Below are 24406 nucleotides of genomic sequence, written 5' to 3' on the forward strand. Positions count from 1 at the left end.
AATCCGCACCACTACGGGTCGAGAGACGCGTTTTTGCCAACTCGCCGGCCGTGCAGGGTCTACTCCGGGGTGACGTACGCTCCGGAGAGTCCGCCGTCGACCAGGAAGGTGTTGGCGGTGATGAACGAGGAATCATCCGAAGCCAGAAATGCCACCGCGGCGGCCATCTCTTCCGGTTCCCCAAAGCGACCCATTGGAACGTGGACGAGGCGCCGCTGTGCTTGTTCGGGGTCCTTGGCAAATAGTTCTTTGAGCAATGGTGTGTTGACCGGACCAGGGCACAGGGCATTGACTCTGATTCCCTCGCGTGCGAATTCGACGCCTAGTTCGCGACTCATGGCAAGAACGCCGCCCTTGGAAGCGGAATATGAGATCTGGGAGGTCGCTGCGCCCATCACAGCAACGAATGAGGCCGTATTGATAATGGACCCGCTGCGTTGGGCCCGCATATGCTCCAGGGCGTACTTGCAGCAGTGGAAAACGCTTGTGAGGTTGACGTCCTGAACCCGTTTCCACGCGTCGATTCCGGTTGTGGTGATCGATGCGTCATCGCTGGGTGAGATTCCGGCGTTGTTGAACGCAACATCCACCGAACCGTACTCATCCTTGGTCCGTTGGAAGAGGGCTCTGACGCTCTCGGCGTCCGTCACGTCGGTCTTCACGAAGAGGCCGTCGACTTCGCTGGCCGCCGCCTGTCCTTGTTCCTCGGATACGTCAGCGATGACCACGCGCGCCCCTTCGGCCGCGAGGCGCCGGGCTGTGGCGAGGCCGATGCCGGAAGCTCCGCCCGTGACGACCGCGCTCTTTCCATCGAGCCGGTGTGCTTTGACGTCAGTCATGGTTTCCTCCTGTAATCGGGGTGAAGTGGTTAGTTGTTGGAAAAATAGACGTTCTTGACCTCGGTGAAGGCCTCGACCGCGTGGGGCCCGAGTTCTCGGCCGAACCCGGACTGCTTGAAGCCTCCGAATGGCGTGGAGTACCGCACGGAACTGTGGGAATTGACCGAGAGGTTGCCTGACTGGACCCCTCGGCTCACACGCAGCGCCCGACCGAGATCCCGGGTCCAGACGGAACCGGAGAGCCCGTATTCCGTGTTGTTGGCGATGCGGAGAGCCTCGGCCTCGTCCTGGAACCTGAAGACCGAGACGACCGGCCCGAAGATTTCCTCCGTGAAACATTTCTCGGTTTCGGAATCGGCGATCAAAACGGTCGGCGGAACCCAGAAGCCGGGGCCCGCGGGCGCCGAACCCCTAAAAGCGACGTTTCCTTGATCAACGTATTCCAGGACCGAATCACGATGTCCCGCCGAGATCAGAGGGCCCATATCCGAGCTCTCGTCCAGAGGGTCGCCCACGACGAAATTCTTGACCGCAGACTCCAGATGTTCCAGGAACTCGTCGAACACCGAATCCTGCACCAGGATCCTCGATCGTGCGCAGCAATCTTGACCCGCATTGTCGAATGCACCGCCGGGTGCGGCGAGTGCGGCTGCTCGGACGTCCGCGTCGGCGAAGACGATATTCGAGTTCTTGCCGCCCATCTCCAAGGTGACCCGCTTGGACCGCGGGGCGCAGCCGGCCATGATTCGTTGACCGACTGCGGTGGAGCCTGTGAAGACGATTTTGCGGACGGCCGGATGCGTCACGAAGCGTTCTCCCACCACGGATCCCTTGCCAGGGAGAACCTGGAGCACCCCATCCGGGATGCCGGAGTCCTGAGCTATTCGTCCTATGCGCAGGGCGGTCAGCGGCGTGAGCTCGGCCGGTTTGAGAACCACGGTGTTGCCCGCGGCCAGGGCCGGACCGATGGCCCATCCCGCGATGGGCATCGGAAAGTTCCACGGAACGATTACTCCCACGACGCCGAGCGGCTCGTGGAACGTGACGTTGATTCCGCCCTCGACGGGGATCTGATCTCCGAGGAGACGCTCAGGTGCGGCCGAGTAGTACTGGACGACATCGCGCACGTTTCCGGCTTCCCACCGGGCGTTGCCGATGACGTGGCCCGCATTCGCGACCTCCATTTGCGCCAGGTCCTCTTGCGCGGCATCCAAAGATCGCGCGAACCGGCGCATGATATTGGCCCTCTCCGCGGGGGCGACATGCTTCCAGGTCTCGAAAGCGACGGCAGCCCGGTCGATCGCCTCATCCGTCCGCGTCCGGTCGAAGAGCTCAACATCCTGGATCCTCATCTCATTCGCGGGATTGATGATTTCGTGAACCGTCATCGCGGGTCCTCCTTCTGCCATGGTCTGGGTGAATCTGATGCCTTTCGTGCGGAACCGTGCTCGCGGCAGGCGTTGACGAAAGCGGAGAAGAGGCGGGCATCGTCCAAACGCTTTTCTTCCGGGTGGTACTGGGTGGCCACGAGCCAGGCATCCCCGGTGCTCTCCAGGACCTGGGGCAGTCCGTCGGCCGAGCGCGCCGTGACCTTCAGGTCCCGACCGACGGCATTGATGCCCTGGTGGTGATACGAGGAGACGACGCACGAACCTCCCAGGATCCCGTATGCGAGGGTGCCGGGATCCACCGTGATTTCCGTGTCTGTGAAGACTGCGGGTGCCGCGCGGTACCGTCCACCGTCCGGAAGCACTTCCGGCAAGTGCTGATGCAGGGTTCCTCCGTGCGCGATGTTCAGGATCTGGGCTCCGCGGCAAATGCACAGGAGGGGAATATCGGCCGCTTCGGCCGCCCCGAGCAACGCGAATTCGTGAGCGTCACGGTCAGGATCCGAGACAGTGGCAGGGTGAGGCTCCTCGCTGTAACTGTTCGGATCGACGTCGGGTCCTCCAATGATCATCAGACCGTCCAGAAGCCTGAGAAATTCGGGGTGTGTCCCTCTCGGCGGAAGAAGAACTGGGCTGCTTCCGGCATCGACCAGAGCGTTCAGATAATTGCCCGGGAGAATGGCGGCCTCACCGCTCCAGTCTCCCCACTGAGCGTCCTGATAGTACGTGGTGACCCCAATGACGGGTATGTTGTCAGAGTCGTTCAAAGCCTCTCTCCCTTTCCCAATCGGTCACGGCTCGTCCGAACGCTTCCAGTTCTATGTCGGCAGCGTGGGTGTAGTGATCGACGACCTGGTCACCGAACAGCTCGCGGGCAATCGTGCTCTTGGTGAACGAGTCCCTGGCCTGAGCGAGAGAACCGGGAACTCTGTCGGCCTCGGTCACATAGGCGCTGCCGGTGGTGATCGGCGGAATCGGGAGAGCCTTTTCGATCCCGTGGCAGGTCGCTGCGATGATCGCGGCAACGATCAGGTATGGGTTGACGTCGCCCCCGCCGACCCGGTTCTCGACCCGCAGTGAACAGTTCTCGCCCACGACTCGGAGGGCGCAACTGCGGTTGTCCTTGCCCCACGCGATCGCGGTCGGCGCAAAACTGCCTTCTCGGAAGCGCTTGTAGGAATTGATGTTGGGGGCGAAGAAGAGGGAGAAATCCGATAAGCAAGCGATCTGCCCGGCAATCATGTGTTCGAACACTGGGCTGAACCCGTATTCGCTGTCTCCGGTCGAGACCGGGTTCCCATCCAAGTCAGTGAGGCTGAAGTGAACGTGACAGGAATTGCCTTCGCGCTCGTTGTACTTGGCCATGAACGTGATCGATCTACCGTGCTGTGCAGCGATCTCCTTGGCCCCAGCCTTGTAAATGCTGTGATTGTCGCAGGCTGTGAGGGCGTCCCGGTATCGGAAAGTGATTTCCTGCTGGCCGAAGTTGCATTCTCCCTTGGAGGCTTCGACGGTCATCCCGGCGTGTTCCATGCCGACCCGGATATCCCGGATCACCGGTTCGAGGCGCGACGTGGCCAATAGGGAATAGTCCACATTGTGTTGCGTGGACGGTTCGAGATCCGCGTAGTGGCGCGTATGGGCGTGCTCGTAGTCTGTCTCGAACAGGATGAACTCGAGTTCCGTCGCCGCATTTGCCCGATACCCCAAGGATTCCAGCCGGTCGATCTGCTGCTTCAGCAATTGCCTCGGCGACATCGGGATCGGACGTCCGTCCGTCGAGTGGATATCGCACAGAACCAGCGCCGAACCCGGCAGCCAGGGCAGCCTCCGCAGTGTCGCGAAGTCCGGCTTCATGACCAGATCGCCGTAGCCGTTTTCCCACGACGAGCACGAGTATCCGTCCACGGTGTTGTTGTCCACGTCCACCGCCAGGAGGTAGTTGCACCCTTCGACCCCGTGGTGGGCGACGTCGTCAAGGAAGAATTGGGCGCCGCATCTCTTCCCTTGAAGTCTGCCCATAGCGTCGGTGATGCCGACGACGACAGTGTCGATTTCCCCCTTGCCCACCAGCGCCTCGAGTTCATCGAGGTCGAGCATTCCAGGCAATTTCCCTGAATCCGGCATGAGTGATCCTTTCTCCGGAGCCGATACTGGGTTGGGCTCCTAGGCGTTCATTTGAGGCGTGATTCGGCTTCGGCTATCGAAGCGAATTCTTCTTCCGGTGCACTGGTGACCACTCTGTGACGGCTGTAGAACCAGAAGTAGGCCAGTGAAAGTACAAAGACCCCGAGTGTGTACGACGCGGCGGTGACGTCGACCACGAAAGTGGCGATCACGGCGATGACAGCCAGAACCAAGGAGATCGAGGTCGTCACGATCCCACCCGGGGTGTAATAACCGCGCTTCAAATCTGGTTCCCGTACGCGCAGGATGATGTGGGAGAGATTGAGCAGTACATAGGAAACAGTGGCGCCGAATACGGCGATGTTGATCAGCAGGCCGCCGTCTCGGACGGTGGCGGCAAGAATGAATCCGATGGTCCCGGGGACCACGAGGGCCAGAGCCGGGGTGTTTCGTCCGGTCGTGAGGGACAACCAGCGAGGCAGGTACCCGGCTCGGGACAAAGCGAAGAGCTGCCGCGAGTACGCGAAGATGATGGAGAAGAAGCTCGCGACCAGACCTGCCAACCCGGCGTAATTGACGGCCTGGGCCAACCAGCTGTCCCGCCCATACACGGCACGCAGAGCATCCGGCAATGGACTTTCCGACGTGCTCATGGCAACCGCACCTGCGCCTCCCGGCGCCAAGACCAGGACGGCCAGCCCTGAGCAGAGCAGAATCAGGATGGCCGTTACGATTCCCCTCGGCATATCGCGTTGAGGATTGGCCGTTTCCTCCGCTGCGAGCGGCACCCCCTCGACGGCCAAGAAGAACCAGATTCCGTACACGAGGGCTGCGAGGACTCCGGCGAACCCGAACGGAAGGAATGAGTTGGAGCCCGCCGCCGAGACAGGCTCGAAGTCCACCAGATTCGAGGGATCGAAGTGGGGGAGCATACCGCAGACGAAGGCGATCAGGGCCGCTACGGCAATCGCGGTGATGACGAACATGACCTTGAGAGCCTCGCCGACTCCTACGCAGTGGATTCCGATGAAGACGAGATAGAACACGAGGTACAGGGGCCAGGAATTCGTGATTCCGAAGAGGCCGAGCGACTCAATATATCCGCCGATGAAGGTCGCAATCGCGGCGGGTGCGACGGCGTATTCGATCAGGATGGCCATGCCAGTTGCGAACCCTCCGAGCGGGCCCAGGGCCCGCCGCGCGAATCCGTATCCGGCCCCGGCTGTCGGCAAGGTCGAGGAGAGCTCGGCAAGACCCAGGACCATGCAGGTGTACATAAGGCCCATCAGAACGAATGCGATGAGCAGGCCTCCCCACCCACCTTGGGCGAGGCCCAGATTCCACCCGGAGAAGTCCCCGGAAACGACGTAGGCGACGCCCAGGCCGGCAAGCAGAATCCATCCCGCCGCGCCCCTGTTGAGTTGTCTCTTCCTGAGGTAATCGGACTGGTGCCGTTCGTGATCGGTCATGGAGCCCCTTCCAATCAAAGGTATTATTCACAACCTTTAACGTGGCTCACTATCATGAGGTAAGTCACATAAATCTGTCAAGGGGGCGCATAAAAGTGACACCCATCGCTGACAAAGGGTCTGTCCTAAGACCTTTGGATGCCCCATATTTGCCCAGGTCACTAGAATGAAATGAATTGGGACGCGAGAGAAGGGTGGTCGACAGGTGACGGGTGGAGCGACGGGATGTCAGCGCAATCTCGGGGATCCTCATTCGTTGATTCGTCCCGTCCGCGCAGCAAATACTCTGGAAGCGACCTTCGAGGCCTTGGTACGTCTGGTCAAGGTCGGGGCGATCCCACCGGGTGAAAAACTGCCTTCGGAGCGGGAACTAGCCGAACAGATGCACGTTTCCCGGTCGACTCTTCGAAGCGTCCTCCACGACCTTCAGGGACACGGATACCTGGAAGTCCGAAGGGGCCGCTACGGAGGAACATTCGTGACGACTGCGGTACCGGAGACGGACCTTCCCCTAGAGGTCGACCCCAGCCAAGCCAACGACATTCTGTTGTATCGATCGGTTGTCGAAACAGGGGTCGCCCGGCTGGCGGCGGAGTCCGACCTGACCGCCCGGCAGCGTCGAGACCTTCGGACGGCGTCCCAGGCGGTCATGGAAGCTCCGGCAGAACACTACCGACGGCTGGATTCGAGACTTCACATCGCCATAGCCGAAGCCACGGGATCTCGTCGACTGACTGAGTGCGTCATTGAGTCACGTGCCCTGGTCAACGATCTGCTGAACAGGATTCCTCTGCTGGCTTCCAATCTCAAGCATTCGAATGATCAGCACCGCGAACTCGTCGAAGCGATACTCGAGGGGGAGCCAGAACTTGCCGAGTCCGTCGCTCGGAATCACGTGCAGGGCACGGAGTCGTTGTTGCGCGGATTCCTGCACCTGGACCGGTAGACGAAAAACGGGCGGCGTCGCGAACCAATGGTTCGCGACGCCGCCCGTTGGAAAGCAAAGCGACGAGTCGTTCCGCGCCTGAGTGCCGGAATCGAACTCGGGCTACTTGGACCGCTCGACGGCCTCGGTGATGAGACGCTCGGCTTCTTCCTTGGAGCCCCAGCCTTCGCCCTTGACCCACTTGCCGGGTTCGAGATCCTTGTAGCGCTCGAAGAAGTGCTTGATCTCGTCCTTCTTGTAGTCCTCGACGTCGTCCAGGGTCTGGATATTGTCGAAGCGCTTGTCGGTCGGAACGCAAAGGATCTTGGCGTCTCCGCCGGCTTCGTCCGTCATGTTGAAGACGCCGATTGGGCGAGCCTCGACGATCACGCCGGGAATGATGTCGTAATCCATCACGACCATGGCGTCGAGCGGATCGCCGTCTTCGCCGAGGGTGTTCTCGAAGTATCCGTAGTGGGTGGGGTACTGCATCGACGTGAAGAGGACACGATCCAGGCGGAGGCGGCCGGTCTCGTGGTCGATCTCGTACTTAACGCGGGATCCCTGGGGGATCTCGATCGTGACATCAAGTTCCATGAATGGTTCTCCTAGAGGATGGATAGTTGCGGATTTCGTGATTTCGGTGCCTTGTTCTCGGCTTTTCTACCCCTCAATCTATCGCCCCTTATCGCCTTTTGGGAAAACCAGATCGGCGGATTTGCGCCTAAACTCGTGAAGGAGCACCTGGGCGACGGCGGTCGTCCGGCTTCTGACCGAAGACCGAACCACCAGCGAATCGAGGAGTCCCGATGAGGAAGCGTCAGCCGCAGCGATCCGAACAGCACACGTCACGCGGATGGTGGATCGCATCGGGCATCGTCGCCGTCGGCTGCATCGGGATCGGGGCATGGCTCGTGCCCACGGCCGCGGGACAATGGGACTCCTTGACCGGAGCCGACCAACCCGACGCGCTGGCCTCGGCCTCGTCGGTCGACAATCCCGTCAAGGACCTCCCTGGCGATGCGGACCAGCCAGCTCCCGCCGACCTTGCGGGGCCGCTGGAGGCCGCATCCGGCAAGCTCGACGGCGGCGGCACGATGGCTTCCCAGGTGGTGGACGTGGCCAGTGGAAACGTTCTGTATTCGGATGATGCGACGCGTCCGGTGACTCCGGCGTCGAACCTCAAGCTGCTGACGCAATTCGCGCTGCTTAGCCATGCCGATCCGAATTCGCGTTATGAAACGAACTCCTACCTGTCGGAGGATTCGAAATCCGTCACCCTGGTGGCCGGCGGCGACACGATGCTCTCGAGTGGGACCTCCGACGAGAATTCCGTGTTGGGGCACGCTGGCGTGCAGACGCTCGCGGCGCAGACCATTCAGGAACTCAAGGACAAGGGCGTCAGCGGAAAACTTCCCGTGAATCTGGATGCATCGATGTATTCGGGGCAGGGAACAAATCCGGCATGGGACTCTGCCGATGTCGACGCCGGTTACGTAACCTCCATTTCTCCGATCGCGCTATGGGACCACCACACGCAACGGCCCTCGGACGGCGAGGATGTTTCGCATCGCCCCCAGAATGCGGGGGCGGATGCCCTGAACGGCTACGTCAAGGCCCTCAACGAGGCCGGGGCGAGCCAAGGACTCAGCTTCACATCGGGCTCGGACTCGTCCGAGGCCGCCGAACACGCGGACTCGCAACGGCTGGGATCGGTCGAATCCGCAACGGTGCTCGAACAGGCCAAATACATGATGGAGAATTCGGACAATGTTCTTGCCGAGGTGCTGGGTCGTAACGCCGCGATTGCCGCAGGCAATGAAGGATCCATCGAGGGCGCCATCAAAACCGTCAAGCAGACGCTAACCGGCGCGGGGATCTCCACGGATGGACTGATACAGAAGGACTCCTGCGGACTGTCCGCGGACAACCGCGTGACTCCCATAACACTGGCCCAGATCATCGCGCACGCGACCCAGTCCGAAACGGCGACCTCTAACCTGGCGGAAACGTTGCCCGTCGCCGGCGGAACAGGAACTCTGGCGAGTCGCTTCGAGGCCGATGACGCCTCGGCCGCGCAGGGCAGCGCTCGTGCGAAAACGGGAACACTTCTCAAGGTCAATTCCTTGACCGGGTACACCACGACGTCGCAGGGTCGCCTCTTGGCCTACTCGTTCGTCGTCAACGACGTGACGAATTCCGAGGCCGCAACGACCGCTCTCGATGCTTCGGTCGCTGCGTTGACCAAACTCTGAACTCCGTACTCGGACGGGAAGACGAGCGGTCCGATCGCACGCGCCGTCCCTGAGGAGTTCTCCGGACAGGATCGGCCGATCCGCTCAGGTTGGGTTCAAAGTCGTGTGGCATCGTAGGGATCATGAGCGAGAACATCATCAGTTGGAACGCCGCAGCCGCTACCGCCGCGCGGTTGACTCCCGCCGGGCCCAAATTGTCCGCTGGGGCAACCCGTCGAGTCGTCGAGTCCGTGCGATACAACGCGACCGCATCCGTGGATCACGTGCATCGGATCACCAGGCTCGATGCGGCGGAGAATCTTCACGACTCCGAAGTGCTGGTGGTGGACCGGGCCGGATGGTCTCGAGCAAATTCCCAAACTTTCTCCTACATCCTCAATCGGCTGGTCCAAGCCGGGATGAAGGAAAGATTTGACGAGATGGGGCAGGTTGATCGCAAGGTCGCCGAAGTCGGCACCGCCGTCGAACTCGGGGGAGTCCTTTCGTTCATGTCGAGCAAGGTCCTGGGTCAGTACGACCCGTTCGCGGCGCTCGGTGGCTTTGGTGCTTCGGGCGGTCGTTTGCTCCTCGTGGCCCCCAATATGGTCATGATCGAAAAGGAGCTCAACCTCGAACCGGAAGATTTCCGCTTATGGGTGTGCCTCCACGAACAAACACACCGCGTCCAGTTCGCGGCGGCACCGTGGTTGCGCGAGCACATGCTCGGGTTGATGTCCCGATTGCCCCAGTCCGTTGCCGGTGGCGGCCGGGAGCTCGTGGACCGGCTGCTCGAAGGGGCGAGCGAGGTCGTCCGCAATGCGACCCAGAAAGACGAGGCTTCTCCCAAGGCGCGGGTCGACGGCGCCACGCCGAACTCCTCGGAAGACTTGCGCCCCGTGCCCAAGAATCGGATGACGGCCTTGCTGGACAAGGAATCGGCGGCCGTTTTCTCGGAGCTGACCGGGATCATGAGTCTGATGGAAGGCCACGCGAACGTCGTGATGGACGCCGTCGACTCGAGCATTGTGCCCACGGTCAAGACCATTCGGCGTCGATTCGACAGCCGGGGCAAGAACCGCGGCGCTCTCGATACCCTGATCCGCAAGGCCATGGGGCTCGACATCAAGATGCGTCAGTACCGTGACGGTCAGGCTTTCGTCCAGACCATCGTCGACGAACGCGGAATGGAACAGTTCAACCGTATTTGGGAAGGCCCTGAAAACCTCCCGAGCGAACTCGAGATCCACAATCCGAGGCTCTGGATCGAGCGGGTCCTCGACGGAATACCACGGGACGCCAGTGCCCGCGGCTTCTCCGGAGACGCGAGCTAGTGGCACAGACCGGGCGAAAAGGCCGGCTTCATCCCTCCGTGGGGTCGGCACGCAAGAAATTTGTCGATGTCCTCGAGGATCACCTTCCGGGCTTCTGTGCGGCGCCCACGGGCCGGACCCGAGGCGACGTACCTGACGAAGCCGGGGATGTGCCTTTGGCTCTGGTCGCGTGCAGTGGCGGCCCCGATTCGCTGGCTTTGGCCTCCGTCGCGGCGCATTTCGCCCGACGCGGGGATCTGCGGGTGGGTGCCGTCATCGTGGACCACGCTCTCCAGGACGGCAGTGCGGAACAAGCCGAGCGAGCCGCGACAGAGTGTCGGAGGCTCGGTCTCGACCCGGTGCGTACGGTTCGTGCGGTGGTCAGAAGTCAAGGAATGGGACCCGAAATGGCCGCCCGCACGGCCCGCTATGAGGTGCTCGACCGCACGGCCCGCGAGGAGGAAGCGCGTGCCGTTCTGTTGGGCCATACTCTGGACGATCAGGCCGAAACCGTGATGCTGGGACTCGCTCGAGGCTCGGGGACCCGTTCCCTGTCCGGTATGCCCCAGGCCCGACGCATAGACGAACCGGCGACCGAGGACGCGGCTCTTCTGATTCGCCCGTTCTTGGACCTACGCCGGCGAGACACGCTTGCGATCTGCGAGGCCGAGGGAATCGAGCCCTGGCACGATCCTACGAATGAGCATCTGGCGTTTCGTCGAAACCTCGTCCGGCACGAGGTCCTTCCCTTTCTCGAGGAGAGGATGGGGCCGGGGATAACTCAAGCCCTCGCGCGGACGGCGGCCGTCTTGGGGCCGGATGCAGAATTCCTGGAACAACGAGCAGATGAGGTCGCGCGAACCGCAGCGGCGGACCCTGCCGACTATCAGCCCGTACCGATGAAAGAGGGCCAGCGGCCGGCAGGGGCGTTGTCCATGCCGGAACTTCGCGCAGCCCATCCCGCGATGCGCCGGCGTGTGCTGGCCCGTGCCATCGTGGCAAGCGGGGGAGAGTCTCCCAGTTTCGAGCGGCTCCGGGCCCTGGACGAATTACTGGCCGGGCACGGAAATGCCGGCCCAATTCAGATGGCCGGTCATGTGGCCGTCTGGAGACGCCGCCCGCTGGCACAGCCGGGATCAGAGCAGCATCGACAAGGCCGGTACGGCGCTCTGGTCCTCATCCGGTCTTCATAGGACGTCAATGCGTTGATTCCGGGCGTTTCGGAAACAGTAATGCGCGTGGAGAACAGACGGGTAGAGTTGCCATGTGTCGTCGCGATCCGCGAACTCTGGCGCCGGATTGCACGACCCCCAAGATTTCAGTGACTCAAGCAGGAGACAGCAGTGGATTCACAGGACGTCAAGGACGATCTCAAACACGTGCTCTTCACCAAAGAAGAGATTCAGGAGAAGATCGCCGAGCTCGCGGCCCAGGTAGACAAGGACTACGAGGACAGAGACGTTCTTCTGGTCGGTGTGCTCAAGGGCGCGGTCATGGTGATGGCCGATCTGTCTCGTGCTCTGCACGCGCATTACACCATGGACTGGATGGCTGTTTCATCGTATGGTTCCGGGACCAAGTCCTCCGGTGTGGTTCGCATCCTGAAGGATCTGGACACGGATCTGCACGGTCGCGATGTGCTGATCGTCGAGGACATCATCGATTCCGGACTCACCTTGTCCTGGCTCAAGTCCAACTTGGAGTCGCGTGGGGCCAATTCGGTGGAAATCTGTGCACTCCTGCGCAAGCCGGCGTCGGTCAAGACGGAGATTCCGGTCAAGTACATCGGCTGGGACATCGATCCCGAATTCGTGGTCGGCTACGGCCTGGATTTCGCCGAGCAATATCGCAACCTCGATTGCATCGGAACGCTCGCGCCCCACGTATATTCCTAAGGGTCTCGCGGGACCTTCCATGAACCTCGGCAGATGTCCGCTGTGAGGTGAAGAGCGCACGCTCCTCACCTCTCGGCGGTAGCCTATTCCGAGAATTAAATCTCGACCGTGAACGCCTCACGCGGAGGAAAAATAGCTTGGCTCAGCAAAACAGCAACCAGAAGAAGCCGCTCAAGGACAGAATCCTGAAGGGGCCTTATTTCTGGATCTTCCTGGCGCTTTTGGTTCTGCTGCCCGTGATCTTCGTCTCCACCTCGTCGAATACGAATCGGGTGGACACCAACGTGGGCATGGAATTGCTCAAGGACGACAAGGTCGACGAGGCCAAGATCTACGACGGCGACCAAAAGGTTGAGCTGTCGCTCAAGGACAACTATCACGAGGGCGATCGGGACCTCGGGAAAAAGGTTGACTTCTACTACGTCCAGCCGCGTTCGGGCGACGTTGTGAAAGCCATGGACGACGCCGGGCTCAAGGGCTACACGGATCAACCCGTTCAGAACAACTGGTTCACCTCGATGTTGGGCTTCATCGTGCCCTTCCTCCTCATTATGGTGATCTTCTGGTTCCTCCTCTCCCGCATGGGCGGTGGCGGCGGCCAAATCATGAACTTCGGCAAGTCCAAGGCCAAGAAGTTCAACAAGGAGAATTCGACCGTCAAGTTCGCCGACGTCGCCGGTGCTGACGAAGCGGTCGAGGAACTCCACGAGGTCAAGGAATTCCTGACCGAACCCGCCCGGTTCACCTCCGTCGGGGCAAAGATTCCCAAGGGCGTGCTGCTGTACGGCCCACCCGGAACGGGCAAGACCCTGCTCGCCAAGGCGGTGGCGGGCGAGGCCGGCGTTCCGTTCTACTCGATCTCCGGTTCCGACTTCGTCGAAATGTTCGTCGGCGTGGGTGCTTCGCGCGTTCGTGACCTCTTCGAGCAGGCCAAGCAGAATGACGCGGCCATCATCTTCGTCGACGAGATCGACGCTGTCGGCCGCCAGCGCGGCGCCGGAATGGGTGGCGGCAACGACGAGCGCGAGCAGACCCTGAACCAGCTTCTCGTGGAAATGGACGGCTTCGACGAGAACACCAACATCATTCTGATCGCCGCGACCAACCGTCCGGACGTTTTGGATCCGGCGCTCTTGCGCCCCGGCCGTTTCGATCGGCAGATTGGCGTCGACGCCCCTGATCTCAAGGGACGAAAGCGCATTCTCGAGGTTCATGCCGAGGGCAAGCGCCTAGCAGAAAACGTCGAACTCGGCTCCGTGGCCAAGCGGACGCCCGGTTTCACGGGTGCGGATCTGGCCAACGTCATGAACGAGGCCGCCCTTCTGACCGCACGGTCCAACGCGCAGATCATCGATGACCGTGCCCTGGACGAGGCAATCGACCGTGTGATCGCGGGCCCGCAACGTCGTTCGCGCCTCATGAAAGAACTCGAGCGCAAGATCACGGCCTACCACGAGGGCGGACACGCCCTGGTTGCCGCGGCACTGCGCAACACCGACCCGGTCACCAAGATCACCATCCTGCCGCGCGGTCGGGCGCTGGGTTACACCATGGTCATGCCCGTCGACGACAAGTACTCGACGACCAGGAATGAGCTTCTCGATCAGCTCGCCTATGCCTTGGGCGGACGAGCTGCCGAGGAAATCATCTTCCACGATCCGTCCACGGGAGCCGCGAATGACATCGAGAAGGCTACCGGCACGGCTCGCAAGATGGTCACGGAATACGGAATGAGCTCGGTCATCGGTTCGGTCAAGCTCGGCTCGGGGAATTCGGAACCGTTCATGGGCCGCGACGCCGGCGCCAGCGGACCGGAGTACTCCGACGAGTTGGCGGCCAAGATCGACGCCGAAGTTCGATCCCTCATCGACAGCGCACACGACGAGGCCTACGAGATTCTCACTCAGAACCGCGACGTCCTGGACCGCCTCGCATTCGAGCTCCTGGATAAGGAGACGCTCAACGAGCACGAGATCGCAGAGATCTTCAAGGACGTCCGCAAACGTCCTTTGCGCGAAGTGTGGTTGTCCAAGGAGACCCGTCCGGTTTCGAGCATGCCTCCGATCACGACCCCCGCAGAAAAGCAGGAGGCCGCCGAGGCAGGCGCTGAGGACCCCGAGAACATGGCTCCTCAGGATCAGGCCGTGGCCGCAAAACCAGAGCATCCGCTCGAGGTCCCGGAGAATTCCTCGGGAGCGACGCCGCCGGAAAGCGGCCCGCAGCCCGGTCCGGGAGAGCCCGGGTCGGACAACCCCGGTCAGGGGCCGGCGGGTTCGCCCGGCCCCGATGACGATACGCCAGGTCAGCAGGGGTAAGAATGGATCAGCCTCGTATCGAAGCCGCCGTCCGTGAAATCCTCTCCGCTATAGGCGAGGACCCGGACAGGGACGGGCTGAAGGATACCCCGGCGCGGGTCGCTCGTTCTTATGCCGAGGTCTTTTCCGGTATGGGGGGCGATCCCGCCGAACTGTTGTCCAAGACCTTCGATATCGATCATTCCGAGATGGTGTTGGTCAAGGACATCAGCTTCTTCTCGATGTGCGAACACCACTTGGTGCCGTTCTACGGCTTGGCCCATGTGGCATATATTCCGGGCACGGACGGCAAGGTGACTGGTCTGTCGAAATTCGCACGTCTCGTGGACCTCTATGCCAAGCGACCCCAAGTCCAGGAGCGTCTCACGACTCAGATCGTCGAGTCCATCGAAGACTTTCTCGATCCCGCGGGCGCGATGGTTGTCCTGGAAGGCGAACACATGTGCATGTCGATGCGCGGGATCCAAAAGCCCGGGACCAAGACGGTCACCTCGGCCGTTCGGGGGCAAATGCGAGACACCGCCACACGCTCTGAGGCGATGGGACTCATCATGGGAGGGAAACAGCGGTGAACGCTCCCGTAGCCTCCTTCGGCGGCCCCGGAGACGCGTCCAGCGTGCCTCCGGAATCGTCCGCCGCGCGGGGGTGGGGATGCTTTGCCGACTTGCCACAGGACCGGACATTGGTCATGGGTATTCTCAACGTCACGCCCGATTCCTTCTCTGACGGGGGCGAACACGATGACACGTCGCGAGCCGTGTCGCACGCCCTGAAGCTTGTAGCACAAGGCGCCGACATCGTCGACGTCGGCGGGGAGTCGACCCGCCCAGGAGCAACACCCGTCGCAGCGTCGACGGAACGCCAGAGAATTCTCCCCGTCATCGACGAACTGGTTGCCCGAGACATCGTCGTTTCGGTGGACACCATGCATGCGAGTACGGCGCAGGCGGCCGTCGAAGCCGGTGCCCACATCATCAACGACGTCTCGGGCGAGCGGGTCGAAGACGCAATGATTGACGTCGTGCGCGAATCCGGGGTGCCGTATATCCTCATGCACTCTCGCGGAGACTCCAGATCAATGGACCGGCTGGCTCATTACCAGAACACGGTCGAGGACGTTCGGGCCGAACTGATTCAGTGGCGTCAACGACTCTTGGACGCTGGGATCGCGCCGGGCCAGATCCTCGTCGACCCCGGTTTGGGATTCGCGAAGAGCGGCGACCAGGACTGGGAGCTCTTGGCACGGATGGACCGGATTGCGGATATCGGTCACCCGGTGCTGATTGCGGCCTCCCGGAAACGATTCATTGGAACATTGATGGCTCAAGCGCGTGCTACTTTCCCCGAACCATTGGGGGAAACATCACAAAAGGTGCCGCGTCCCTCGGAGCGCGACGCCTCGACCGCCGCAATTTCGGCCCTCGCGGCGGAAAGAGGTGCTTGGGCCGTGAGAGTCCACGACGTCGCATCAACCCGGGATGCGGTGGAAGTCACCCGTAAACTGCTCGCGATCAAAGCCGTATCTGACGCATCCTGATAGTCAACGCACTCAATAGCATCGCAATGCGACACATCACTTGCACCTCATGAGGAGACGAACACATGACGGAGAATCTCCAAGAAGCGCCAGCCGCAGCCGTGGCGCCGGGCACAAGCCAATATGACCGAATCTCGGTCACAGGCATTGGCGCAGTCGGTTATCACGGGGTTTTCGATCATGAGAAACGCGTGGGTCAGCCGTTTTTCGTGGACGTCACGCTGTTCATGGACTGCCGTACCGCGGGCCGGACGGACGACCTGGAGAACACCGTCAACTACGGTGCGGTGGCCGAATCGGTCAAAGAAGTCATCGTCGGAGAACCCGTCAACCTCATCGAAACCGTTGCCGAGCGCATTGTCCAGGGACTGTTCGAGAAGTTCGACCTGCCTGCCGTCGAGGTGACGGTCCACAAGCCGAAAGCGCCCATCGAGGTCACCTTCGCGGATGTTTCAGTGACGATTCTGCGGGAGAACCATGACCGTTGATTCCATCATCGCCCTCGGATCGAATCTGGGGGAGTCACAGGATACGCTCGCACGCGCCATCACCGCCCTCGCGAACAATGAGAAGATCACCGTAGAGGCGGTTTCCCCGATTGCCGTGACGGAACCCGTTGGTGGCCCTGAAGGCCAACCGAACTATCTCAACCAGGTCATCCGGGTGAGCACCGACATGAGTCCCTTTGCCCTCTTGCGGTTCTGTCAGGGGATCGAGGAAGATTTTCACCGAGTCCGGACCGTCCGCTGGGGTCCGCGAACCCTTGATATTGACATCGTGACGTTCGGGAACCTCTTCATGGACGAACCCGAATTGAGTCTGCCGCATCCCCGAGCGGCAGAGCGTGCATTCGTCCTGGCCCCTTGGGCGCGCATGGATCCGGATGCCCTGTTGGACGGTCAGCCCGTGGTTGACCTAGCCGCCCGCGCCGAGGACCGAAACGGAATACGGGGATACTTGGGCGAAACGATCACGCCGGGACAAAGCACGTGAGACCTCTCCGTTACCGATGGTTGGTCCTTCTGGCGGCGGTGGTCTTGGCCGCGAGCAGCGTCGTGACGGCGTTGTGGCCTGACCTGCGTGAAGTGGCCTTTGTTCTGCCGTGGCCGTCGCTCGCGTTGAGTATTCTCCTGGCCGCGGTATCCCTGAGTCTCGGATGGAGGGTCAGAGCTCACGTCAAAGACCCCAAGCACAAACCCATCGAGCCGGTTTTCGCAGCGAGGATCGCGGTTCTCGGTCAAACCTGTGCCGTCTACGGGACCGTGCTCTTCGGTTGGGCCGGAGGGGTGCTCATCTACGAGCTCGCGCTGTTGAGATTTCGACCGGCTTCGGACACCTTGGTACTGAGCATCGCTAATGTGGTGGTTGGTGCGGTGGTGTGCATCGCAGGCTGCGTCGCCGAGATGTGGTGCAAGAGGCCTCCGGACGACCCGAACAGTTCCGAGTCCGGCAACGGAATCTCTTCTCGACGTCGCAACGACAATGACATACCCGAGGGAGAAGGCGGATATGCCAGGAACCAGCGACGCTGAGAACCACGAGGTCCCGAGCCACGACCGTTCGGAACCGAACCCACGGAGACGAGCCGACGTCCATCCGCTGGGCGGGAAACCACGAGACGACAAACCGGTTGCTGACCACGCTGTTGCCGAATCGGTGAATCAAGACAGCGAGCCATCGCGACGCCTTGGACCCGGTAGCCCTCGTTTCGAAGAGAAACTTCGGGAATTGGACGCATGGGACACGGAGTGGATCCGGCCGGATCGGCGGTACCCTCGGCTCATTCTCGTCTCCGAAGCCCTGTCCACCGTGGTCGTGACCGCGATCCTGAGTATCCCCCTCGTCTTCGTCTCGATCGGGTGGTGGAACTGGCCCTGGCTGTGGCTGGCCATCGTGGTCCCCGCCGTGTACCTCGTGGTGAGCATCCTCCGAATGGCACTCGTGCCTCGGAGCGCACGGGCCCGAGGATATTCGGAACGCGAAGACGATCTGTTGATCCGTCACGGAGTCCTGTGGCACAAGATCAACGCGGTACCCTATGGGCGTCTCCAAACCGTCGAGGTCTCGGTCGGCCCGCTGGAACGCAAATTCGGTCTGGCCAAGGTCGAGCTGCACACGGCGTCATCGTCGACCGATGCAAAGATCGAAGGCATCAGCGCGCGCGACGCTGCCCGGTTGCGCGAGGAGCTGTCGAAGCGTGGCGACGACCGACTCGCGGGGCTGTAAATGAAGGACTCACAGATTCCCGCCACCAAGGACTGGGAACGGGTACACCCCCTGAGCCCGCTGGCTCGCTTCTGGTTCGCCATCCTGATCTTCCTCTTCGCAATCGGCAGGCACTTCATCGAGGACGCCTTCGAAGGCCAGACCGACGTCCAGAAAGTGCGTCACGGCTTCGGGGAATTCTTCGCATCTCTCAGCCTCATCGCCTGGCTCGGGCTGATCTTCGCGATCGTCCTGGTTCTCGGCGGTATGTTCTGGAGCTGGTGGTTCACCCGCTACCTCGTGACCGAGGACTCGGTCCGGATGCGGCAGGGGTACTTCTTCCGCAAAGAAAAACAGGCGCGCCTCGATCGCGTGCAGAGCATCGAGATCTTTCAGCCGTTCTTTGCACGCCTGGTCGGCATGGCGGAGCTGCGGTTCGACGTCGCGGATTCCGGGGACTCAGCCCTGCACCTCCAATACCTGCGCAAAACCGAGGCCGAAGAGCTCCGCGCGCGCCTCCTGGGCCGGAAGCAGACTATTCTGGCGAAGGAATCCGGCACGGGTGACTCGGCCGTTAGGCCGGCTCTCAGCCGGTCAGAATCCCCGTGGTCCCAGGATCTTCCTGTCGAGGGTCAGAGCGGCGACCCTGCGACCACCGCCGAGCCCTCCGTCGGCGGCACCGGGGCGTACCTTCTCGGCCCCGGAACTTCTCCGACCGGCCCTCGCGTCGACACCGAAAGTCCGATCGCCTCGGTCGGTGTCGGGCGTGCCGTTCTGGCAACTCTTCTCGGCTCAACCGGGATCTGGTTCGTGATCGTTCTCCTAGCGTCGTTGTCCTTCGCCATTTTTCTCCCGGAGGTAGGCGGATTCATCTTCATACCCGCTGCCTTGAGCCTGGTGAGCGGTGTGTGGAGCTCGGTCAACACCTCCGCGAATTTCCGAGTAGCGCGCACACAGGACGGACTCAAAGTGCGGTACGGGCTGACGTCCACCCGAACTCAGACCCTTCCTCTGGGCAAGATCCAGGCCGTCGGTATTGAGCAACCCGTGTTGTGGCGCATACCGGGCTGGTTCCGTGTACGAATCAATACGGCAGGGTTGGGCTCATCATCGTCTGAAGGAGAACATCGGGTCCTCTTGCCTGTGGGAGCGGGGCAAGACCTGATGAATCTCTTGCCGCACATCGTCGCCACGACGGAGGCCGGGATCGACGGACATCAGCTGCGAGCCGCGCTCGAAGGAAGCGGACCGGGTTACGGATTTGTGGTGGCCCCGCGCCGTTCCCGATGGTTGGATCCCTTCAGCTACCGGCGCAACGGATATTCCAATACTGCGGATTTGCTGCTTCTGCGCGGTGGCTGGCTGAAGCGTAGGCTCTCCGTTGTGCCCCACGAGAGGACACAGTCGGCCTCGATCACGAACGGGCCTTTGCTCAGGCTTCTCGGCCTGGCGGACGTGCGTCTGGATTCCGTCGGGGGATCGGTCCGCACCACGGTCGCGCACCTGGCCGTCGACGACGCTCGACGTATGATTCGTGACCAGGCGAATCGGGCAGCATTCGCTCGTAGACTCACGAGCGGACGAATTCCACGGGGTGCCGGAACATACTCAACGATCAAGGACGAAGCACACTATGACTGAACCAGCGAGTCGCCCAGGGCGGCTCGGAATAGGGATCATCGGCGCAGGAAAGGTCGGCGCCGTGCTCGGTGCCGCCCTGCGCAACGCGGGCCACGCGCTCGTTGGGGTTCACGCCGTTTCGGAAGAGTCACGGACGAGGGCCGAGGCGCTTCTGCCCGACGTTCCCGTTCTCCGGATTCCCGAAATCGTCGAGCGCAGTGAAGTCGTTCTATTCGCAGTTCCCGACGATGTACTCGAACCTCTGGTGTCAGGGTTAGCCCGGGGTAGTCACTTCACCACGGGGCAGATCCTGATCCACACCTCCGGTCGTTTCGGAACGGACGTCTTGTCCGCCGGTCGGGACGCCGGCACGATCGCGCTGGCTATTCACCCGGCCATGACTTTCACGGGTCTTTCGCTTGATCTGACGCGATTGCAGACCGCGAGTTTCGGCGTGACGGCCGCGGCCCCCTTCCTACCGATCGCACAAGCGATGGTCGTGGAAATGGGAGGAGAGCCTGTGGTCATTGCCGAGGGCGACCGTCCCCTGTACCACGCCGCTCTGGCCCACGCGTCGAATCATACGGTCACGCTCATCGCACAGGCTTCCCAAATTTTGGAGAGCCTCGGGGTCGAGAGCCCTGGCGAGGTTCTGGGCCCGCTCGTGCGGGCCAGCGTCGACAACGCCTTGGCTTCGGGCGACAGCGCTCTGACCGGACCCGTGGTGCGTGGTGACTCCGGGACGGTCGAGACCCACCGAGAGATCCTCCAAGGCTTCGGGGCAGAAGAATCCGCGCCGGATATCGGTGCGGCGTACCTCGCTCTCGCGGAGGCGAGCGCTTACCGCGCACATCGGCGTGGGGTTCTGCCTGAAGAAGCATTTCACCGAATATTGCGGGCGCTAGACCTTGAAAAAGCGCCCGAAAGTGAAAGCGACGACCACGAACAGTAAACTGCTTTGCGGTCCTAGACATCCTCCGCACCTCCGCGGGCAGGCTGTCGACCAGTTGGCACCTGACCGTTCACGATGTTCGGTCATGCCACAGCATCCGGTTAAGGAAGGACGACTATGACGGGTGAGCTTTTCGTTGCTCGAACCCTGGAAGAATTTTCCGCCCATATCAGCCAGAGAATGGGCGACGCCGAGGCGCGAATCCACTCGGCCGAGGCCGAAAGGCTCGCTGACCATCGTGCCGACCCGGAAACCGAGCCCGCCGCGCCCCGCGTCGCGACGATGGGATTCGTTCCGACCATGGGTGCGCTCCACGACGGGCACGGGACCCTGATCAACCGGGCTCGCGAGCAGAACGACGTCGTCGCAGTCTCGATCTTCGTCAACCCCCTGCAATTCGGTCCTGGAGAGGACTACGACAAGTACCCTCGTCGGGAGGAAGAGGACCTGGCTCTGCTGCGAGAGCAAGGCGTTGATATCGTGTTCATCCCCGAACTAGAGGTCATGTATCCGGGGGGAGAGCCCCTGGTCCGTGTGAGCTCGGGGCGTCTGGGCACCCTTTTCGAGGGAGCGGCCCGTCCCGGACACTTCGACGGCGTCCTGACCGTGGTCAACAAGCTGTTCAACGTTGTCGTTTCGGCAGCCGGGACCCACCGCGTCAGAGCGTATTTCGGGCAGAAGGACGCCCAGCAGGTCGCATTGGTCCAACGGATGGTCGCTGACTTCAACATTCCCTTGGCCGTATGCCCCGTTGCGATTGTTCGCGATGACGACGGCCTGGCCATGTCCTCCCGCAATTCGTACCTCGGCCCCGAGGAAAGGAAAGCAGCGCTCGTTCTGTCGCGGACATTGGCGCTGTTACGGGAAGAAGGGCTGTCCCGCGGCTACGCGGGAATAGACGTCGACGCCGCACGAGAGCGCATCTCGGACAGGGACGGCGTGGAGCTCGAATACCTCGAAATCGTCGATCCCAAAACATTCGAAGCGCCGGTGGACAACTCGGAACGCGCGACCGCTCTCGCGGCGGTTCGAGTAGGCGGGACGCGGCTCATCGACAATATGGATGTCATCTAGCCGTCCGCACCCCTTTCAATTCCTTCCCCGGAAAACCCACAGATAGGCTTAGGACCGTGACTACTTCAGATTCGTCGTCCTCACAACAGGACCAGACAAGTCAGCAGACCGAGATCAACGAGCAGATGCGAATCCGCATGGACAAGCGTGCCGAGCTGATTTCACGGGGGCGTGAAGCCTACCCCGTGGGTCTTCCGATTACTCGCACCATTCAGAGCATCCGTGAACAGTACGAAGGCCTCGAAGCCGGCGAAGAGACGGGTGATGTCGTCGGAGTCTCCGGGCGCGTGGTGTTCGTGCGGAACACGGGAAAGCTGTGCTTTGCGAGCATCCAGGCCGGGGACGGCACCCGGCTGCAAGCCATGATTTCGCTGGCCAAGGCTGGACAGGAGAATCTGGACGACTGGAAGGCCCTCGTGGACCTAGGGGATCACGTGTTCGTGCACGGGGAAGTCGTCAGCTCACGCCGCGGCGAGCTGTCCGTCATGGTCGAGGACTGGGAGATGGCCTCGAAGTCCTTGCGGGCGCTTCCGACATTGCACAAGGACCTCAACGAAGAGACCCGGGTCCGCCAACGCTACCTGGATCTCATGGTTCGCAAGGAAGCGCAGGAAACGGTGATCAAGCGCGCGAAGATCATGCAGACCGTGCGCCAGGTCCTTGTCGACGAGGGATACATCGAGATCGAGTCACCTATTCTTCAGCTCGTCCACGGGGGTGCCACCGCACGCCCGTTCCAAACGCATTTGAATGCTTTTGACCAGGACATGACCCTGCGCATCGCGACCGAACTTTATTTGAAGCGGGCCGTGGTCGGCGGAATTGATCGCGTTTTCGAAATCGGCCGTATTTTCCGCAATGAGGGAGTGGATTCGACCCACAGCCCCGAATTTACGACCCTCGAGGCTTATCAGGCATATGGGGACCAGTTCACCATGGCCGAGCTCATCAAGGACATCATCATGTCCTGTGCGGACGCCGTGGGAACACATCAGATCGAAACCGAAAAAGGCACGATCGATCTGGACGCGGAATGGAAGTGGCTGGGTGTTTATCCTGGTCTTTCGGAAGCGGTGGGCCAGGAAATCACGCCCGAGACGCCCGCTGATGTTCTGCGAGAAATCGCACAAAAGCACGAAGTCTCCGTGGATCCTGCATGGGGCGCTGAGAAGCTCGTGATTGAGCTATTCGGGGAAATCGTGGAGCCGACCCTGATCAATCCGACATTCGTGTGCGATTACCCGCCGTCTGCTCAGCCACTGGCCCGTCCGCATCGTTCGAAGCCTGATGTCATCGAGGCTTGGGACCTCATCATCGGCGGAACGGAGCGCGGAACGGCGTTCTCCGAATTGATCGATCCCGTGATCCAGCGCGAGCGTCTCACGGAACAATCCCGTTTGGCTGCCGGCGGCGACGACGAGGCGATGGAGCTCGACGAGGACTTCCTGCGGGCCCTGGAACACGCCGCTCCTCCCATGGGCGGCCTGGGGCTGGGAATTGATCGCTTGATGATGTTGTTTACCGGACTGGGGATTAGGGAAACAATCCTGTTTCCGCTGATGAAGCCCGAATAACTCGGGGTGATCGAGCGGGCCGGAGGGCCCGGGGAGAAGGTTCAGCATGGAATATGTGGCTGTATTGTTGCCTTCCGTCGCTATTGGAGTCATCTTCTATTTCCTGATGAGATGGGCGTTTCGGGCGGATAGTTCCGAACGCAAAGCCCATGCCGCTTCAGAAGAAGACGCACGAAAATGGTACGAGGAGATCAAATCCCGGGAGGGATCCGGCGAAGTTTTTCGCCCACGAGAACAAGAAAATTCATAAGTTATTCTCAGGAAGAATTATGCCTCCCTCACACTGTTTGACTGTGATTTCCTCCCCTTGATTGATACTCTGTTGTTATACAGGACAAATGTCCACCAGCTTTAGTGTCGCGTGAGTCGCCGATGGTTCCCGCGCCTCGCTAACACGTTTTATGGTCCTAAGACATCACATAATGCGTCGGACCACTGCCAATATGGACTGAGGAGACACTCATGGCTCAGAAAGTAAAGATCATTCTGGAAGACGATCTCGAGGGCGGTGCCGCCGACGAAACCGTACGTTTCGGACTCGACGGCGGCCAGTACGAAATCGATCTGTCCTCGGGCAACGCCGCAAAGCTGCGCGACGCGATCCGTCCGTTCGCCGCCAAGGCCCGCCGCGTGCAGGCGCGCAACAGTGGCCGGACCGGATCGGGCAAGGGTACGGGCCAGGTCCGCAATCCCGAGACCGCTCTGATTCGCAAGTGGGCCAAGGACAACGGCTACAACGTGTCCGATCGTGGTCGCATCCACCAGGAGATTCAGGACGCCTACTACGCAGCCCGTAAGAAGGACTCCTAGTAAGGGGCGGTTTTGGCCGTTACCGACGAATCGGCAGAGGCTCTCTACCGGTTCTCTTGAGGTAGAAGATCAAGCTCAGGGCGGAAATTCTCATGTATTTTCCGCCCTGAGCTTTATTGCGTCTCGCCGGTG

The 24406-nt window shown here is 61.3% G+C and carries 23 protein-coding genes; 17 read left to right on the forward strand and 6 right to left on the reverse strand.

Translation table 11 applies throughout. From position 1 onward, the window contains the following. Positions 1 to 59: 59 nt before the first annotated feature. From EWR20_RS09500 to eat, 5 genes are read right to left on the reverse strand one after another with little or no spacing between them, the layout of a single operon-like run. Positions 60 to 839 carry a 3-oxoacyl-ACP reductase gene (locus EWR20_RS09500; RefSeq protein ID WP_129360417.1) on the reverse strand — a complete coding sequence of 260 codons (780 nt, stop codon included), beginning with the start codon at positions 837 to 839 and terminating at the stop codon, positions 60 to 62. A gap of 29 nt (positions 840 to 868) precedes the next feature. Then, a complete protein-coding gene (locus EWR20_RS09505) occupies positions 869 to 2227 on the reverse strand; it encodes an aldehyde dehydrogenase family protein (protein ID WP_129360418.1) in 1359 nt (452 codons plus the stop codon). Next, complete coding sequence (locus tag EWR20_RS09510; protein ID WP_129360419.1) at positions 2224 to 2994, reverse strand: gamma-glutamyl-gamma-aminobutyrate hydrolase family protein; 771 nt, start codon at positions 2992 to 2994, stop codon at positions 2224 to 2226. The genes EWR20_RS09505 and EWR20_RS09510 overlap by 4 nt, the downstream gene beginning before the upstream one ends. Beyond that, the gene (locus EWR20_RS09515) at positions 2981 to 4354 is read right to left on the reverse strand and encodes a glutamine synthetase family protein (protein WP_202864801.1); all 1374 of its coding nucleotides are present in this window, start codon (positions 4352 to 4354) and stop codon (positions 2981 to 2983) included. The genes EWR20_RS09510 and EWR20_RS09515 overlap by 14 nt, the downstream gene beginning before the upstream one ends. Positions 4355 to 4401: 47 nt before the next feature. After that, the gene (eat, locus tag EWR20_RS09520; RefSeq protein WP_129360420.1) at positions 4402 to 5823 is read right to left on the reverse strand and encodes an ethanolamine permease; all 1422 of its coding nucleotides are present in this window, start codon (positions 5821 to 5823) and stop codon (positions 4402 to 4404) included. A 256-nt stretch (positions 5824 to 6079) separates the two neighbouring features. Here eat and EWR20_RS09525 point away from each other — a divergent pair, with 256 nt between their 5' ends. Continuing rightward, complete coding sequence (locus tag EWR20_RS09525) at positions 6080 to 6769, forward strand: FadR/GntR family transcriptional regulator (protein WP_129360421.1); 690 nt, start codon at positions 6080 to 6082, stop codon at positions 6767 to 6769. A gap of 102 nt (positions 6770 to 6871) precedes the next feature. Here EWR20_RS09525 and ppa read toward each other — a convergent pair whose 3' ends face one another. After that, a complete protein-coding gene (gene ppa / locus EWR20_RS09530) occupies positions 6872 to 7345 on the reverse strand; it encodes an inorganic diphosphatase (RefSeq protein ID WP_129360422.1) in 474 nt (157 codons plus the stop codon). A gap of 212 nt (positions 7346 to 7557) precedes the next feature. Here ppa and dacB point away from each other — a divergent pair, with 212 nt between their 5' ends. From dacB to EWR20_RS09615, 16 genes are all read left to right on the forward strand, one after another. Next, positions 7558 to 9003: a D-alanyl-D-alanine carboxypeptidase/D-alanyl-D-alanine endopeptidase gene (gene dacB, locus EWR20_RS09535; protein ID WP_129360423.1), complete on the forward strand. Its 1446-nt coding sequence runs from the start codon at positions 7558 to 7560 to the stop codon at positions 9001 to 9003. A 122-nt stretch (positions 9004 to 9125) separates the two neighbouring features. Then, complete coding sequence (locus EWR20_RS09540) at positions 9126 to 10313, forward strand: zinc-dependent metalloprotease (RefSeq protein WP_129360424.1); 1188 nt, start codon at positions 9126 to 9128, stop codon at positions 10311 to 10313. Next, positions 10313 to 11485, forward strand: coding sequence for a tRNA lysidine(34) synthetase TilS (gene tilS / locus EWR20_RS09545; protein WP_129360425.1), 1173 nt, complete (start codon positions 10313 to 10315; stop codon positions 11483 to 11485). Before EWR20_RS09540 ends, tilS begins: the two co-directional genes overlap by 1 nt. A gap of 150 nt (positions 11486 to 11635) precedes the next feature. Beyond that, on the forward strand, positions 11636 to 12187 hold the full coding sequence (gene hpt / locus EWR20_RS09550; protein WP_129360426.1) for a hypoxanthine phosphoribosyltransferase: 552 nt from the start codon (positions 11636 to 11638) through the stop codon (positions 12185 to 12187). A gap of 137 nt (positions 12188 to 12324) precedes the next feature. Continuing rightward, the gene (ftsH, locus tag EWR20_RS09555) at positions 12325 to 14502 is read left to right on the forward strand and encodes an ATP-dependent zinc metalloprotease FtsH (protein ID WP_304999905.1); all 2178 of its coding nucleotides are present in this window, start codon (positions 12325 to 12327) and stop codon (positions 14500 to 14502) included. 2 nt (positions 14503 to 14504) lie between these two features. Then, positions 14505 to 15074: a GTP cyclohydrolase I FolE gene (gene folE, locus EWR20_RS09560; RefSeq protein ID WP_129360427.1), complete on the forward strand. Its 570-nt coding sequence runs from the start codon at positions 14505 to 14507 to the stop codon at positions 15072 to 15074. Next, positions 15071 to 16039, forward strand: a complete 969-nt coding sequence (gene folP / locus EWR20_RS09565) for a dihydropteroate synthase (protein WP_238147686.1) — start codon at positions 15071 to 15073, stop codon at positions 16037 to 16039. Before folE ends, folP begins: the two co-directional genes overlap by 4 nt. Positions 16040 to 16104: 65 nt before the next feature. Further along, positions 16105 to 16527, forward strand: a complete 423-nt coding sequence (folB, locus tag EWR20_RS09570) for a dihydroneopterin aldolase (RefSeq protein WP_129360428.1) — start codon at positions 16105 to 16107, stop codon at positions 16525 to 16527. Beyond that, positions 16517 to 17032 (forward strand): 2-amino-4-hydroxy-6-hydroxymethyldihydropteridine diphosphokinase, encoded by a 516-nt coding sequence (gene folK / locus EWR20_RS09575; protein WP_129360429.1) that lies wholly within the window; start codon positions 16517 to 16519, stop codon positions 17030 to 17032. The genes folB and folK overlap by 11 nt, the downstream gene beginning before the upstream one ends. Then, positions 17029 to 17571, forward strand: coding sequence for a DUF3180 domain-containing protein (locus EWR20_RS09580; RefSeq protein ID WP_165001009.1), 543 nt, complete (start codon positions 17029 to 17031; stop codon positions 17569 to 17571). Before folK ends, EWR20_RS09580 begins: the two co-directional genes overlap by 4 nt. Beyond that, entirely contained in the window at positions 17549 to 18265 is a 717-nt protein-coding gene (locus tag EWR20_RS09585; protein ID WP_129360431.1) for a PH domain-containing protein, read from the forward strand. Before EWR20_RS09580 ends, EWR20_RS09585 begins: the two co-directional genes overlap by 23 nt. Beyond that, positions 18266 to 19885, forward strand: coding sequence for a PH domain-containing protein (locus tag EWR20_RS09590; protein ID WP_129360432.1), 1620 nt, complete (start codon positions 18266 to 18268; stop codon positions 19883 to 19885). It begins immediately after the preceding gene. After that, complete coding sequence (locus EWR20_RS09595; protein WP_129360433.1) at positions 19878 to 20816, forward strand: Rossmann-like and DUF2520 domain-containing protein; 939 nt, start codon at positions 19878 to 19880, stop codon at positions 20814 to 20816. The genes EWR20_RS09590 and EWR20_RS09595 overlap by 8 nt, the downstream gene beginning before the upstream one ends. Positions 20817 to 20933: 117 nt before the next feature. Continuing rightward, a complete protein-coding gene (panC, locus tag EWR20_RS09600) occupies positions 20934 to 21890 on the forward strand; it encodes a pantoate--beta-alanine ligase (RefSeq protein WP_238147687.1) in 957 nt (318 codons plus the stop codon). Positions 21891 to 22015: 125 nt separating this feature from the next. Continuing rightward, complete coding sequence (lysS, locus tag EWR20_RS09605; protein ID WP_129360550.1) at positions 22016 to 23464, forward strand: lysine--tRNA ligase; 1449 nt, start codon at positions 22016 to 22018, stop codon at positions 23462 to 23464. A gap of 462 nt (positions 23465 to 23926) precedes the next feature. Further along, entirely contained in the window at positions 23927 to 24274 is a 348-nt protein-coding gene (locus tag EWR20_RS09615; protein ID WP_129360435.1) for a histone-like nucleoid-structuring protein Lsr2, read from the forward strand. Positions 24275 to 24406: the final 132 nt, after the last annotated feature.

Origin of the sequence: Rothia uropygioeca, assembly GCF_004136585.1 — a bacterium.
Taxonomy (GTDB): Bacteria; Actinomycetota; Actinomycetes; order Actinomycetales; family Micrococcaceae; genus Rothia.

Coding starts and splice junctions, on each gene's coding strand:
- EWR20_RS09500 (WP_129360417.1), bottom strand. CDS start 839: ATGACTGACGTCAAAGCACACCGGCTCGATGGAAAGAGCGCGGTCGTC.
- EWR20_RS09505 (WP_129360418.1), bottom strand. CDS start 2,227: ATGACGGTTCACGAAATCATCAATCCCGCGAATGAGATGAGGATCCAG.
- EWR20_RS09515 (WP_202864801.1), bottom strand. CDS start 4,354: ATGCCGGATTCAGGGAAATTGCCTGGAATGCTCGACCTCGATGAACTC.
- eat (WP_129360420.1), bottom strand. CDS start 5,823: ATGACCGATCACGAACGGCACCAGTCCGATTACCTCAGGAAGAGACAA.
- ppa (WP_129360422.1), bottom strand. CDS start 7,345: ATGGAACTTGATGTCACGATCGAGATCCCCCAGGGATCCCGCGTTAAG.
- dacB (WP_129360423.1), top strand. CDS start 7,558: ATGAGGAAGCGTCAGCCGCAGCGATCCGAACAGCACACGTCACGCGGA.
- EWR20_RS09540 (WP_129360424.1), top strand. CDS start 9,126: ATGAGCGAGAACATCATCAGTTGGAACGCCGCAGCCGCTACCGCCGCG.
- folE (WP_129360427.1), top strand. CDS start 14,505: ATGGATCAGCCTCGTATCGAAGCCGCCGTCCGTGAAATCCTCTCCGCT.
- folB (WP_129360428.1), top strand. CDS start 16,105: ATGACGGAGAATCTCCAAGAAGCGCCAGCCGCAGCCGTGGCGCCGGGC.
- folK (WP_129360429.1), top strand. CDS start 16,517: ATGACCGTTGATTCCATCATCGCCCTCGGATCGAATCTGGGGGAGTCA.
- EWR20_RS09585 (WP_129360431.1), top strand. CDS start 17,549: ATGCCAGGAACCAGCGACGCTGAGAACCACGAGGTCCCGAGCCACGAC.
- EWR20_RS09590 (WP_129360432.1), top strand. CDS start 18,266: ATGAAGGACTCACAGATTCCCGCCACCAAGGACTGGGAACGGGTACAC.
- EWR20_RS09595 (WP_129360433.1), top strand. CDS start 19,878: ATGACTGAACCAGCGAGTCGCCCAGGGCGGCTCGGAATAGGGATCATC.
- panC (WP_238147687.1), top strand. CDS start 20,934: ATGACGGGTGAGCTTTTCGTTGCTCGAACCCTGGAAGAATTTTCCGCC.
- lysS (WP_129360550.1), top strand. CDS start 22,016: ATGCGAATCCGCATGGACAAGCGTGCCGAGCTGATTTCACGGGGGCGT.
- EWR20_RS09615 (WP_129360435.1), top strand. CDS start 23,927: ATGGCTCAGAAAGTAAAGATCATTCTGGAAGACGATCTCGAGGGCGGT.